The following is a 13,509-nucleotide window of genomic DNA, read 5'->3' on the forward strand; positions in this document are numbered from 1 at the left end:
TCAGACAGACTCCGACCCAGTGGACACAATGGAAGACACCGACCTGCAAGCGCTGATGGCCAGACTCGAACTGCTGATTACCCGAGTCGAGCAACTTAAGAGTCAAAACGCACTCTTATTAGCTCAGGAAAAGACCTGGCGCGAGGAACGCGCTCACCTCATTGAAAAAAACGAAATCGCCCGGCGTAAGGTCGAATCGATGATTTCGCGCCTCAAGGCCCTGGAGCAAGACTCATGAGTTCAAGCAATAGCGTCACCGTGCAGATCCTCGACAAAGAGTATTCGATCATCTGCCCGCAGGAAGAACGCAGCAATCTGGTCAGTGCCGCCCGTTATCTGGATGGCAAGATGCGCGAGATCCGCAGCAGCGGCAAAGTCATCGGCGCCGACCGTATTGCCGTGATGGCCGCGCTGAACATCACCCATGACCTCTTGCACAAAGAAGAGCGCCCGGATATCCAGGCCAGCGGTTCGACCCGTGAACAGGTACGTGACTTGCTCGATCGTGTCGATCTGGTACTCGCCGACGATCAGACCAACACCAAGGGCTGATTCGACTGGCCGCTTGCGGTATACTCGCGGCACTCCCTGGGGTGCTTGCCAGTTGACGATGTCCCTGAGCCGATTCGCACTACCCTGGAAGTTGCACGTTGGGCTGGTGTGCATGTCCGCTAGACGGAAAGCCTTAAAGTCTACTGCATCTTCCACCTTGAACTTTCGGGTTCAAGGGCTAAGTTGACAGCGGTTCATCCGGGGAGCCTGATTCGAATCCGATGTCGGTGAAAACCGCCATCGGATTTTTTATGCGTACGTTTTCGTCCAACCTGCCGAAGCCGAACCATGACCGAACCCGCGCTGCTGCCCCGCCCGCAACTCCGCCGCCTGCTGCGCAAGGCGCGCCGCTTGCTGACCAAGAGTGAGCAACGCCAGGCCGCCAAAGGCCTGTACCGACAATTGGCGCAAGACCCGCATTTTCGCCGGGCCAGACATATCTCTCTGTACCTGCCCACCGACGGTGAAATCGATCCGCGTCTGTTGCTGCGTGAAGCGCAGCGTCGCGGTAAAGCGACCTATCTGCCGGTGCTCAGCGCCTGGCCGCGAACCAAGATGGTTTTCCAGCGCATTCGTCCCGGTGAAAAACTCAAACCCAATCGCTTCCGCATTCTCGAGCCGCGAGCCAATCTGGCGCAGCAACGCAAGGTCTGGGCGCTGGATCTGGTGTTGTTGCCGTTGGTAGGGTTTGACGATGTCGGCGGGCGCCTGGGGATGGGCGGCGGTTTCTATGACCGCAGCCTGGCGTATCTGGCGCGGCGCAAAAACTGGCGCAAGCCGACGCTGCTGGGTCTGGCACATGAATGTCAGAAGGTCGAGCGCTTGGCGCAGGCGAGCTGGGATGTACCGTTACAAGGTACGGTCAGCGACAAGGCGTGGTATTTCGCAGGATAGGACGCCGCGCAGATCAGCGGCGTCGGGAGAGCAGCTTCAGCGCTTGAAGGCTGTCGACTGTTGTACTTGCTGTGCAACTTCAATCGGCGCGTCGGCCTTGTTCGCCCACAGGCTTTGTGCGTAACCAGTGGTCACGACGCCCAGGCCAAACAAAATTACCAAAGTCCATAGTAAATCCGGTTTGCGTTTCATCGATTGCCCCCCTCAAGGCACATCATCACGATGACAGCAGCGGTTTCCGTTTGTAGGCCGTGCAGCAGCGTCAAGCTTTAAAGGCCGGCATTTTGCGACAACGTGAACCTGCGCGCAAACGCTGACGTCAACCGACTGTCGGTTTGTCATAAAATTGCCCGACAACCTGCCCAATGACCGTTTCAGGAGCAAAAAACCATGGCCTATTGGCTGATGAAGTCCGAGCCCGACGAACTCTCGATCAAAGGTCTGGAAAAACTCGGTAAAGCGCGCTGGGACGGGGTTCGCAACTATCAGGCACGCAACTTCCTGCGCGCAATGGCGGTGGGCGATGAATTCTTTTTCTATCATTCCAGCTGCCCTGAGCCGGGAATTGCCGGGATCGGCAAGATAATCGAGGCAGCGTACCCGGATCCCACCGCATTGGAGCCGGAGAGTCATTACTTCGACCCGAAGGCTACAGCGGAGAAAAATGCCTGGAGTGCGATTGACGTTGAACACGTCGAGACGTTTGCACGGGTATTGAAGCTGGATTATCTGAAGCAGCAGACCGCGCTGGCGCAGATGCCACTGGTGCAGAAGGGGTCGCGGTTGTCGGTGATGCCGGTCACACCCGAGCAGTGGGCGGCGGTGCTTGCCCTGCGCTGACGCGCAAAAAGATCGCGGCCTTCGGCAGCTCCTACATTGGAATGCGGTTCCCTGTAGGAGCTGCCGTGGGCGGCGAACTTTTGACTTTAATGCTTACTGAATGATCAGGTTGTTGAACAACAGATCCTCAACCACCGGCTTGCCGGTCTCGTCATTCATCACTTGCTGGGTCTGTTTCAGCGCTTCCTGACGCAGCTTCTCTTTACCTTCGATGCTGCCCATCGCCTCGGTGGTCTGCTGCGTAAACAGCGCCACCAGCTGATTGCGGATCAACGGTTCGTTGGCTTTGACCAGTTTGCTCGCCTCTTCGCCAGTCACACGCAGCGCCACATCGGCCTTGTAGACCTTGAGTTTCGGTGTGCCGTCCAGCCCGTAGTTGCCCACGAACGGCGGGCTCAGGGTGATGTAGCTAACCTTCGGCGCTTCGCCTTCTTTGGCTTCTTCGGCCAGCGCTGCCACAGGCAGAGACAGGGCCAGCAACAACATGATCCACGCTTTCACAATTCGCTCCTTATCCGGTTTGCGGCCTAGCATAACGACCCGCCGCGCAAGCACAAGCTTATGGCTGACTATCAGGGCCGGGCATGCTCGTTGACCCGTTGACTGACACACCTACACTTATCGGCCATCACTCCCAAAGGAATAGCCCTGATGAAAGCCGTGCTGTGCAAAGCCTTCGGCCCTGCCGAATCGCTGGTGCTGGAAGACGTCGCCAGTCCCGCCCTGAAGAAGAATGAAATCCTGCTGGACGTGCACGCCGCCGGGGTCAACTTCCCGGACACGCTGATCATCGAGGGCAAGTACCAGTTCAAGCCGCCCTTCCCGTTCTCGCCGGGCGGCGAAGCGGCTGGCGTGGTTCGCGAAGTCGGGGAAAAGGTCAGCCACCTCAAGGTCGGTGACCGGGTCATGGCCCTGACCGGCTGGGGCAGTTTTGCCGAACAGGTCGCGGTGCCTGGCTACAACGTGCTGCCGATCCCGCCGTCAATGGACTTCAACATCGCCGCGGCCTTCAGCATGACCTACGGCACTTCGATGCACGCCCTCAAGCAACGCGCCAACCTGCAACCGGGCGAAACCCTGCTGGTGCTTGGCGCATCCGGCGGTGTCGGCCTGGCTGCCGTGGAAATCGGCAAAGCCACGGGCGCACACGTGATTGCTGCCGCCAGCAGTGCCGAGAAACTCGCGGTGGCCAAGGCTGCCGGCGCCGATGAGCTGATCAACTACAGCGAAACCAGCCTAAAGGACGAAATCAAACGCCTGACCGATGGCCAGGGCGCCGACGTGATTTACGACCCGGTCGGCGGTGACCTGTTCGATCAAGCCATTCGCGCCATCGCTTGGAACGGTCGCTTGCTGGTGGTCGGCTTCGCCAGCGGGCGCATCCCGGAACTGCCGGTGAACCTCGCGTTGCTCAAGGGCGCGGCGGTACTTGGCGTGTTCTGGGGTTCATTCGCCCAGCGCCAGCCGCAGGACAACGCGGCGAACTTCCAGCAGTTGTTCGGCTGGTTTGCCGAGGGCAAGTTGAAACCGCTGGTGTCGCAGGTGTATCCGCTGAGCAACGCGGCGCAGGCGATCAATGATCTTGGCCAGCGCAAGGCGGTGGGCAAGGTGGTGGTGCAGGTGCGCTGAGGCGCCTCAATGACCGGGCGACGCCGCCGTGTCGCCCGGCATCAGATGTTCCTGAACCTTCTCGCTACGCGACTGGATCAACTGCCCCTTGTCATCGAACCGCAAAACAATCAGCCAATCGTAAACATCCACCGGCCATTTCGGCTGGCCGATCAGCGCCGGGCCATCGCCGCCGAACGCAGCAATCAGTTTGTTGATATGGCCGTGGTGCCAGGCAATCAGCACGGTCTTCGCCTGATTATTCTTGCGCAGCGAGCTGACCAGTTTGTCGACGTCGTTATTGACGTAGGGCTGCTCGATCGGCAGTTGCAGGCGCCGGGACAGTGGAATCAGCGTCTGTCGCGGGCGGATGCTTTCCGGGCTGTCGGCGGTAGCGATCAGACGTTGGGGCGTGAGTGTCTGGTCGTCCAACTGCAAAGAGGTGAAATAGTCCGCGTAAGCCGCGGCGCGCTGTTCGCCCCGGGTATTGAGTTCTCGGCCGACATCAGGCTTTTCCGCATGGCGGACGATCAATACGGTGACATTGCGCAGGCCTGGTGCTGCAGAACCTTGGGCAAAGCTCAGTGCCAACACTGAAACAGTCACCGCTGCGACCATCAACAGTCTGGGCAATAGCCTGCGAACTTTCGGGGTCATCGCTTATCTCGAGATATCAGTCGATCTGTAGATCGCGAGTCTATGCCACAACATCCCGGCGGCCACAAAAACGCCCTGTTCTTACAGCTGAGCGACAGGTTCGTAAAGGAACACGCGACTTCCAACATTTTCCGCTATTTGCTCGATGCGAACCGGTGCTATTTTCGGTAACGAAACTGTAACATTCGCATCCGCAGTCAAAACAAGAAATCTGGAGCTCTTGAATGTTTGCTTTCTTTCGTCCTGCCGCACATCAGGCTCCATTGCCTGAAGAAAAAATAGACAGCACGTACCGACGCCTGCGCTGGCAGATCTTCGCCGGTATTTTCTTTGGCTACGCGGGTTACTACCTGCTGCGCAAAAACTTCTCCCTGGCCATGCCGTACCTGATCGACGAAGGCTACAGCCGCGGCGACCTGGGTCTGGCGATGTCGGCGATTGCCATCGCGTATGGCTTGTCGAAGTTCCTCATGGGCCTGGTGTCCGACCGTTCCAACCCGCGTTACTTCCTGCCGTTCGGCCTGCTGGTCTCGGCCGGGGTCATGTTCATTTTCGGTTTCGCACCTTGGGCAACGTCCAGCGTGACCATGATGTTCATCCTGCTGTTCATCAACGGCTGGGCTCAGGGCATGGGCTGGCCGCCGAGTGGCCGGACCATGGTGCACTGGTGGTCGCAAAAGGAACGTGGCGGCGTGGTGTCCGTGTGGAACGTGGCGCATAACGTCGGCGGCGGCCTGATTGGTCCGCTGTTCCTGCTCGGCATGGGCCTGTTCAACGACTGGCACGCGGCGTTCTACGTACCGGCAGCCGTAGCCTTGGGCGTGGCCGTGTTCGCGTTCATCACCATGCGTGACACCCCGCAATCGGTCGGCTTGCCGCCGATCGAGAAGTACAAGAACGATTACCCGGAAGGCTACGACGCCAGCCACGAAGACGAATTCAGTGCGAAAGAGATCTTCGTCAAATACGTGCTGCGCAACAAAATGCTCTGGTACATCGCCATGGCCAACGTCTTCGTCTACCTGCTGCGTTATGGCGTGCTGGACTGGGCGCCGACCTACCTGAAAGAGGCCAAGGGCTTCACCGTCGACAAAACTTCGTGGGCTTACTTCTTCTACGAATGGGCAGGTATTCCGGGCACGCTGCTGTGCGGCTGGATGTCGGACAAGATCTTCCGTGGCAATCGTGGCCTGACCGGCATGGTGTTCATGGCACTGGTGACCGTGGCGACCCTGGTTTACTGGCTGAACCCGGCCGGCAACCCGACCGTCGACATGATCGCGCTGTTCTCGATCGGCTTCCTGATCTACGGCCCGGTGATGCTGATCGGTCTGCAGGCGCTGGAGCTGGCACCGAAGAAAGCCGCCGGCACTGCGGCGGGCTTCACCGGTCTGTTCGGTTATCTGGGTGGTTCAGTCGCGGCGAGTGCAGCGATGGGCTATACCGTTGACCATTTCGGCTGGGACGGTGGTTTTGTCCTGTTGGTAGGCGCTTGCCTGCTGTCGATGGCCTTCCTCGCCCCGACGTTGTGGCACAAACAAGTCGCCAGTCAGAGCCGTGAAGCGGTCGCTTGATCGGCCTGTGACTGACAGCGCTTGAGCCGCGCCTCCAGATTTCGATCTGGCATGGCGTGGCTGCGCAGGGCGTGGGCGGTCTGCTCGACATAATCGCGAGTGGTGCCGTAACGCCCGCTAGCGCTTTCGAACACCTGACTCAGCACGTGATCCGGCAAGTTGCCGGCATAGCTGGGCAGGTGCCGCTCCAACACGAACCCCAATGCCTGAACCTGAGTGCCATCTTCGAGCCGGCAGTTGAGCCAGTGTGGGCGATAGGATGGCACCGGCATCTCGCGTTTCCATAATGCGTACAGCGCCGCGTCGAGATTATCTTCCGGCAAGCGATAGGCGAAGCCGCTGCACGAACCGCCACGATCCAGACCAAATACCAGACCGGGCATTTCCGGGGTACCGCGGTGCTCGTGCGACCACAGGTACAAGCCACGATGGTAGCCGTGCACGCGTCCGCGCACCCGCTCCACTGCCGAACACTCCGGCCGCCAGATCAGCGAACCGTAGGCGAACAGCCACACCGGCCCGCCCTTGTGGCGCGCCATGGTCGATTGCATGGAAGCGAGAAGTTGTTCGTGCGTCAGCTGCGGCCCAAGATCGAGCCGCGGAGGGTAATTCAAATTCAGAAAAGCGTTTTCAATGGCGCTCATGGCGAATAGCGTTCAGCTCCCCGCGGGTGAAGAATTACTTAATAGAACGCACCGCTGTAACAATAAGGCACATATGTTTTAAGGCAATTTGAGTGCCATGGCACAGTTCTTAATTGATTGCCTGATTGATATATAACCTAGCGGTATTTATGCAATTACATAAATACCGATCGGCTATATAGCGAGTTATAAAGAATCAGGAACGTGGGGCGTAGGCGAATACGTCTGCGCGCATTTGATGAGCATCCATCCCCGCTTCAACCAGCGCGTCCAGCGTGCCGTAGACCATGGCTGGTGAGCCGCTGGCGTAGACGTGCAAAGGTTTCAGGTCGGGGAAGTCTTCACAGACCGCCTCGTGCAGCATGCCGCAGCGCCCTTCCCAACCGCATTGATCGCTGACGACTTTGTGCAGGAACAGGTTGGGCAATTTCAGCCATTCGTCCCAGTGCTCGATCTCATAGAAATCTTCCGGACGGCGCACGCCCCAGTACAGATGCACGGGATGTTTGAAGCCGTTGGCACGGCAATGCTCGATCAGGGCGTGAATCTGGCCCATGCCAGTACCCGCAGCGACCAATACCAACGGCCCATCCGGCAGCTCGGCCAGATGCGTATCACCGAATGGCAGCTCGACCCGCACCATGGCGTTGCGTTGCAGTTGCTCGATCAGGCTCAGTGCACTGGATTCGCGCGCCAGCACGTGGATTTCCAGATCACGCCCGCCGTGCGGCGCCGAGGCCATGGAAAACGCCGACTTCTCGCCGTTCTCGCGTTCGATCATCAAGTACTGCCCGGCGTGATAGCGCGGCGGCTTGCCCGCCGGCGCACGCAGACGCACGCGCCAGGTGTCGCCACCGACGTCGCGGCATTCGATGACCTGACACGACAGTCTGCGCACCGGCAATTCTCCCAGCGCGAGCACGCCATCCCACAGCAGGATGCAGTCTTCCAGCGGCTCGGCTATGCAAGTGTAGAACTCGCCGTGGTCGTGCACCTTGCCGTCCTGGGCGACGCGGCCTTCCACCAGCAGCGCCGCACACACATGACAATTGCCGTTGCGGCAGCTTTGCGGGCATTCGTAGCCCAGGCGCCGCGCGCCATCGAGAATCCGCTCACCGGGCTGTATCTCAAGCACCGCTCCGGAGGGCTGCAGGGTTACACGCATCAATCTATTCCTAACTGATTCCAGATGGCATCGATCCGTTGGGTGACGGCGTCGTCCTTGACGATCACGCGACCCCACTCGCGAGTGGTTTCGCCCGGCCACTTGTGGGTGGCATCGAGACCCATTTTCGAACCCAGGCCGGAGATCGGCGAGGCGAAGTCGAGGTAGTCGATCGGCGTGTTATCGATCATCACCGTGTCGCGCTTGGGGTCCATGCGCGTGGTGATGGCCCAGATCACGTCGTTCCAGTCGCGGGCGTTGATATCGTCGTCGGTGACGATAACGAACTTGGTGTACATGAACTGTCGCAAAAACGACCAGACACCAAGCATCACGCGCTTGGCATGCCCTGGATACGACTTCTTCATGGTCACGATGGCCATGCGGTACGAGCAGCCTTCCGGCGGCAGGTAGAAGTCGGTGATTTCCGGGAACTGCTTCTGCAGGATCGGCACGAACACTTCGTTCAGCGCCACGCCGAGGATTGCCGGCTCATCCGGCGGACGGCCGGTGTAGGTGCTGTGGTAGATCGGTTTGATCCGGTGTGTGATGCGTTCGACGGTGAACACCGGGAAACTGTCGACTTCGTTGTAGTAACCGGTGTGGTCGCCGTACGGGCCTTCGTCCGCCATTTCGCCCGGATGGATTACGCCTTCGAGGATGATTTCGGCGGTTGCCGGCACTTGCAGGTCGTTGCCACGGCACTTGACCAGTTCGGTGCGGTTACCGCGCAAGAGGCCTGCGAAAGCGTATTCGGAGAGACTATCCGGCACTGGCGTCACCGCGCCGAGGATGGTCGCCGGATCCGCGCCGAGGGCCACGGACACCGGGAACGGCTGGCCCGGATGCTTTTCGCACCACTCGCGATAATCCAGGGCGCCGCCACGGTGACTGAGCCAGCGCATGATCACCTTGTTGCGGCCGATCACTTGCTGACGGTAGATGCCGAGGTTCTGGCGATCCTTGTTCGGGCCTTTGGTGACGGTCAGGCCCCAGGTGATCAGCGGGCCGACGTCGCCGGGCCAGCAGGTCTGCACCGGCAGCATCGCCAGGTCGACGTCGTCGCCTTCGATGACCACTTCCTGGCACACCGCGTCTTTGACGACTTTCGGCGCCATCGAGATGATCTTGCGGAAGATCGGCAGTTTCGACCACGCGTCTTTCAAGCCCTTCGGCGGCTCCGGCTCCTTGAGGAACGCCAGCAGTTTGCCGATTTCGCGCAGCTCGCTGACCGACTCGGCACCCATGCCCATGGCCACCCGCTCAGGGGTGCCGAACAGGTTACCGAGCACCGGGATGTCGTAGCCGGTCGGCTTTTCGAACAGCAGCGCCGGACCTTTGGCCCGTAGCGTGCGGTCGCACACCTCGGTCATTTCCAGCACCGGCGAGACGGGAATCTGGATGCGTTTCAACTCTCCGCGCTGCTCAAGCTGCTGCACGAAATCCCGAAGATCCTTGAATTTCATTGACGATGGCACCCTCAAAATAGGCGTACATCCTACCTGCTCTGACGGGCAAACAGCAGCCCGTCAGTGCCTGGCATCGCTCAATTGTGGCTCGTGCCCACCAGGATCGGCGCAAACAACGGGCTCAATCTGGCACTGCCGACGTCGGAAAGATGGTCGGCATCCTTGTATTGCGAGTGGCCGTCGACATCGATTGGGCAGAGCCCGTTCTTGCACATCAACGGTGTCGGGTCGATGACGTGTACGCCGGAATCGGCGGCGCTCATCGAGCCGAACAGATCCGTGAAAAACTGCTGGCGCGCCAGATGTTCACTGAGCGGACGACCGAGCCCTTCTGCCGAGCGCCCGATGCGGGCCAGGCTGGTCAGGCGGTCGATGTAGCTCTTGTGCTGCAGTGGCACTTCCTTGAACAGCCAGACCTGCACACCTGCCGCGCGCAGTTCAGCCACTTGAGCCTTGAGCCCTGCGGCCAGACGCTGTTCGGCTTGTGCCCTGTTGTCTTTGCGATCGAGCAGGAACTGTTTATCGCCGTCGCCATCTTCGCGACCATAAATGTACAGACTCCAGTTCGCCGCCAGGACCACGTCCTTGATCCCTCGCTCAAGCACCAGCGCCATGTTGCGCTTGTTGAAGTCTTTGCATTGCTGGCGCAGGTGCTCGTCGACAATCGGCGGGCACGCCGTCAGGCTGTACAACCAGACCGGCTGTGCATCGCGACCGGCAGTGCCTGCAATGGCCGGCAACAAGGCCGCGGTGTGACTGTCACCCCAGAACATCTTTGTCGGGGCGACCTCTTGATCGCTACCCACCCGACAGACCTTGTCCAGCGCCTTGTCCGTGCTCAACTGCATGCATTCGGTTTGCCCGGCTTTCCACTCCCGGGACTGCGCGTACTCCAGCGCTTTGCCGGTCAGACGCTGTGGAACACCGTCTGCCGAGCGAATCACCGAGCCGGTAATCGCCAGAACAGTGATCGAGACCAACCCACCGACCAACACCGAGTTACGGCTGGCAAACACACGTTTCTCACGAAAAGGCAGCTCGATATAGCGCAAGCTCAGCCAAGCCAGAGCCAACGCCAATGCCATCCAGCCGAGCGCCTCCAGCGGCTGGATGCCGTCGATGGAGATCGCGTTGGCATACACGTAAACCGGCCAATGCCACAGATAAAGCGAGTAAGAGAGCAACCCGACCCAGACCAGCACCTGGACACTCAAAAACCGCCCAACCCAGGTTGGGCCCTGCGCGCCCGACCAGATCAGCGCCGTCGTGCCCAAGACCGGCAGGAGTGCCGCCCAGCCCGGGAACAGCGTGGTTTGGTCAAAGGTAAAGATCGCCACCAATACTGCCGCCAGTCCGATCAGACCGACAGACTGACGAAGCCACGGCCGCGCAACATGCTTGGGCACGGGTATCACCGCCAACATGGCCCCGCAAAGTAATTCCCAGGCGCGGGTCGGCAGCGCGAAGAAGGCGAACTCCGGCCGGCGTTCGATATAGACGATGTTCAAGCCGAACGACACCAGCAGGACCGCAAACAACATCCAGCGCCAATGACGGACGTAGCGCATCATCACCACCATCATCAGCGGGAAGAAGATGTAGTACTGCTCCTCCACCGCCAGCGACCAGGTATGCAGCAACGGCTTGAGTTCCGAGGCAGGCTCGAAGTAGCCGTCTTCACGCATGAACAGGATGTTGGAAATGAACAGCGACTGGTAACGAATCGTCCGCCCGAGTTCGGCCAGGTCTTTGGCCGTCAGCAACAGCCAGCCAAATGCCAGAGTCACCACCACAACCACAGTCAAGGCCGGCAGGATGCGCCGGGCGCGACGTCCCCAAAAGTCGAGGAAACTGAAGCGCTGTGCGCTGATTTCGCGGTAAAGGATTGAGGTGATCAGGAAGCCGGATATGACGAAAAATACATCGACGCCGACAAAGCCGCCGCTGAATGTATTGAATCCGAAATGAAACAGCACGACGGGGATGACCGCCAGTGCCCTTAATCCGTCGATGTCACGGCGAATGCCAAACGTGTGCATAACATTTCTTATCCTTGTAGGTACAAACCGCTCCAGACAAGGACAGTAGCGCGTTACGAAAGTTATGCTGCGCGTACGCAAAAAAAAACGCCCCCTTTCGGGAGCGTTATTTTTTACAGCGTGTGTATTACTTACGCTTCATCGACAAGAAGAACTCATCGTTGGTCTTGGTCGTTTTCAGCTTGTCGACCAGGAACTCGATGGCAGCCACTTCGTCCATCGGGTGCAGCAGCTTGCGCAGGATCCACATACGCTGCAGTTCGTCGTCGGCAGTCAGCAACTCTTCGCGGCGGGTGCCGGAGCGGTTGATGTTGATGGCCGGGAACACACGCTTCTCGGCGATCTTGCGATCCAGAGGCAGTTCCATGTTGCCGGTACCCTTGAACTCTTCGTAGATCACTTCGTCCATCTTCGAGCCGGTTTCAACCAGCGCGGTGGCGATAATGGTCAGCGAGCCGCCTTCTTCGATGTTCCGCGCAGCGCCAAAGAAACGCTTTGGCTTCTCGAGGGCGTGGGCATCGACACCACCGGTCAATACCTTGCCGGAGCTCGGGATCACGGTGTTGTAGGCACGGGCCAGACGGGTGATGGAGTCGAGCAGGATCACCACGTCTTTCTTGTGTTCGACCAGGCGCTTGGCCTTCTCGATCACCATTTCGGCTACCTGCACGTGACGGGTCGGCGGTTCGTCGAAGGTCGAGGCAACCACTTCGCCGCGCACGGTGCGCTGCATTTCGGTTACTTCTTCCGGACGCTCGTCGATCAGCAATACGATCAGGTGAACTTCAGGGTTGTTACGGGCGATGTTCGCTGCGATGTTCTGCAGCATGATCGTTTTACCGGCTTTCGGCGGTGCAACGATCAGACCACGCTGGCCTTTGCCGATCGGGGCGCACAGGTCGATCACGCGACCGGTCAAGTCTTCGGTGGAACCGTTACCGGCTTCCATCTTCATGCGCACGGTCGGGAACAGCGGGGTCAGGTTCTCGAAGAGAATCTTGTTTTTCGCGTTCTCGGGACGATCGAAGTTGATCGTGTCGACCTTGAGCAGGGCGAAATACCGCTCGCCTTCCTTCGGAGGGCGAATCTTGCCAACGATGGTGTCACCGGTGCGCAAGTTGAAACGGCGGATCTGGCTTGGCGAGACGTAGATATCGTCCGGGCCGGCCAGGTAGGAAGCGTCAGCGGAGCGCAGGAAGCCGAAGCCGTCCTGGAGAATCTCCAGCACGCCATCACCGGAGATTTCCTCGCCGCTTTTCGCGTGCTTTTTCAGCAGGGAGAAAATCACGTCCTGCTTGCGCGAACGGGCCATATTTTCTATGCCCATCTGTTCGGCCAATTCGAGCAGTTCGGTAATCGGCTTTTGCTTGAGTTCAGTCAGATTCATATAGGAATGACGTAATCATTTATGGAGGGGGGGAAATTAAGCTTTTGGCTTAATGAGGCCGCGCCGCGGAGAAGGCGACAGGATCGCGAACTAATTCGAAAAGGAGTGCGTCGGCGACGGCTAGCAGGGGGCAATGGAGAAACCAGTGCGGGGCCGAATGTACCACCTGAGTTTCGGAGCGTCTAGCCCTGAATACGCAAAAAGCCCCGCTAATTGCGGGGCTTTTTTTCAGGCACTTTACAGCGACGCTTAGATGTTGGCGTCGAGGAAAGCCGCCAGTTGCGACTTCGACAGGGCGCCGACCTTGGTCGCTTCAACGTTGCCGTTCTTGAACAGCATCAGCGTCGGGATACCACGCACGCCATGCTTGGCCGGGGTTTCCTGGTTTTCGTCGATGTTCAGTTTGGCAACGGTCAGCTTGCCTTTGTAAGTCTCGGCAATCTCGTCCAGAACCGGAGCGATCATTTTGCAAGGACCGCACCATTCAGCCCAGTAATCGACCAGGACAGCGCCTTCGGCCTTGAGTACGTCGGCTTCGAAGCTAGCGTCGCTAACGTGTTTGATAAGATCGCTGCTCATGGAATTCTCCAGGTTGTAAGCAAAAAAACGTGGCCCATCATAGCCGCCCTTCCCCTGTTCAGGAAGCCGCAGTTGATTGAGTCTTGCTATGGCACTCGATG

15 protein-coding genes and 1 other RNA gene are annotated in these 13,509 nt (G+C 59.1%); 7 read left to right on the forward strand and 9 right to left on the reverse strand.

What is annotated here, in order from left to right; translation table 11 throughout:
• Positions 1 to 28 precede the first annotated feature (28 nt).
• From FGA82_RS02100 to FGA82_RS02115, 4 genes are all read left to right on the forward strand, one after another.
• A complete protein-coding gene (locus FGA82_RS02100) occupies positions 29 to 238 on the forward strand; it encodes a TIGR02449 family protein (RefSeq protein ID WP_007940359.1) in 210 nt (69 codons plus the stop codon).
• Positions 235 to 552, forward strand: a complete 318-nt coding sequence (locus tag FGA82_RS02105) for a cell division protein ZapA (RefSeq protein WP_008081434.1) — start codon at positions 235 to 237, stop codon at positions 550 to 552. The genes FGA82_RS02100 and FGA82_RS02105 overlap by 4 nt, the downstream gene beginning before the upstream one ends.
• Positions 553 to 582: 30 nt before the next feature.
• Positions 583 to 761: non-coding RNA, 6S RNA (gene ssrS, locus FGA82_RS02110), on the forward strand.
• Between the two features lie 79 nt (positions 762 to 840).
• Positions 841 to 1,446 carry a 5-formyltetrahydrofolate cyclo-ligase gene (locus FGA82_RS02115; RefSeq protein ID WP_141125875.1) on the forward strand — a complete coding sequence of 202 codons (606 nt, stop codon included), beginning with the start codon at positions 841 to 843 and terminating at the stop codon, positions 1,444 to 1,446.
• Between the two features lie 36 nt (positions 1,447 to 1,482).
• Here the strand turns inward: FGA82_RS02115 and FGA82_RS32050 are convergent, their stop codons facing one another.
• A complete protein-coding gene (locus FGA82_RS32050; RefSeq protein WP_007911192.1) occupies positions 1,483 to 1,638 on the reverse strand; it encodes a hypothetical protein in 156 nt (51 codons plus the stop codon).
• Between the two features lie 198 nt (positions 1,639 to 1,836).
• Here FGA82_RS32050 and FGA82_RS02120 point away from each other — a divergent pair, with 198 nt between their 5' ends.
• A complete protein-coding gene (locus FGA82_RS02120; protein WP_141125876.1) occupies positions 1,837 to 2,286 on the forward strand; it encodes an EVE domain-containing protein in 450 nt (149 codons plus the stop codon).
• Between the two features lie 93 nt (positions 2,287 to 2,379).
• On the opposite strand, the gene FGA82_RS02125 is transcribed toward FGA82_RS02120, so the two are convergent.
• Entirely contained in the window at positions 2,380 to 2,787 is a 408-nt protein-coding gene (locus FGA82_RS02125) for a flagellar basal body-associated protein FliL (RefSeq protein WP_026000663.1), read from the reverse strand.
• Between the two features lie 150 nt (positions 2,788 to 2,937).
• Here FGA82_RS02125 and FGA82_RS02130 point away from each other — a divergent pair, with 150 nt between their 5' ends.
• Positions 2,938 to 3,915: an NADPH:quinone oxidoreductase family protein gene (locus FGA82_RS02130; protein ID WP_141125877.1), complete on the forward strand. Its 978-nt coding sequence runs from the start codon at positions 2,938 to 2,940 to the stop codon at positions 3,913 to 3,915.
• Positions 3,916 to 3,921: 6 nt separating this feature from the next.
• On the opposite strand, the gene FGA82_RS02135 is transcribed toward FGA82_RS02130, so the two are convergent.
• Positions 3,922 to 4,551 (reverse strand): flagellar basal body-associated protein FliL, encoded by a 630-nt coding sequence (locus FGA82_RS02135; RefSeq protein WP_141125878.1) that lies wholly within the window; start codon positions 4,549 to 4,551, stop codon positions 3,922 to 3,924.
• Positions 4,552 to 4,775: 224 nt separating this feature from the next.
• On the opposite strand from FGA82_RS02135, the gene glpT reads away from it, so the two are divergent.
• Positions 4,776 to 6,125, forward strand: a complete 1,350-nt coding sequence (gene glpT, locus FGA82_RS02140; RefSeq protein WP_007911178.1) for a glycerol-3-phosphate transporter — start codon at positions 4,776 to 4,778, stop codon at positions 6,123 to 6,125.
• On the opposite strand, the gene FGA82_RS02145 is transcribed toward glpT, so the two are convergent.
• From FGA82_RS02145 to trxA, 6 genes are all read right to left on the reverse strand, one after another.
• Positions 6,101 to 6,769 (reverse strand): gamma-glutamylcyclotransferase, encoded by a 669-nt coding sequence (locus FGA82_RS02145; RefSeq protein WP_141125879.1) that lies wholly within the window; start codon positions 6,767 to 6,769, stop codon positions 6,101 to 6,103. The two genes, glpT and FGA82_RS02145, sit on opposite strands and share 25 nt — an antisense overlap.
• Before the next feature lie 196 nt (positions 6,770 to 6,965).
• Positions 6,966 to 7,934: a CDP-6-deoxy-delta-3,4-glucoseen reductase gene (locus tag FGA82_RS02150; protein WP_141125880.1), complete on the reverse strand. Its 969-nt coding sequence runs from the start codon at positions 7,932 to 7,934 to the stop codon at positions 6,966 to 6,968.
• Complete coding sequence (ubiD, locus tag FGA82_RS02155) at positions 7,934 to 9,400, reverse strand: 4-hydroxy-3-polyprenylbenzoate decarboxylase (RefSeq protein WP_077574985.1); 1,467 nt, start codon at positions 9,398 to 9,400, stop codon at positions 7,934 to 7,936. The genes FGA82_RS02150 and ubiD overlap by 1 nt, the downstream gene beginning before the upstream one ends.
• Positions 9,401 to 9,480: 80 nt before the next feature.
• Positions 9,481 to 11,442, reverse strand: coding sequence for an acyltransferase family protein (locus FGA82_RS02160; RefSeq protein ID WP_141125881.1), 1,962 nt, complete (start codon positions 11,440 to 11,442; stop codon positions 9,481 to 9,483).
• A 127-nt stretch (positions 11,443 to 11,569) separates the two neighbouring features.
• A complete protein-coding gene (gene rho / locus FGA82_RS02165; protein ID WP_003229334.1) occupies positions 11,570 to 12,829 on the reverse strand; it encodes a transcription termination factor Rho in 1,260 nt (419 codons plus the stop codon).
• 249 nt (positions 12,830 to 13,078) lie between these two features.
• Positions 13,079 to 13,408, reverse strand: coding sequence for a thioredoxin TrxA (gene trxA / locus FGA82_RS02170; protein WP_003206727.1), 330 nt, complete (start codon positions 13,406 to 13,408; stop codon positions 13,079 to 13,081).
• Positions 13,409 to 13,509 lie beyond the last annotated feature (101 nt).

Source organism: Pseudomonas fluorescens, assembly GCF_005938625.1.
GTDB classification, from domain to species: Bacteria; Pseudomonadota; Gammaproteobacteria; order Pseudomonadales; family Pseudomonadaceae; genus Aquipseudomonas; species Aquipseudomonas fluorescens_BD.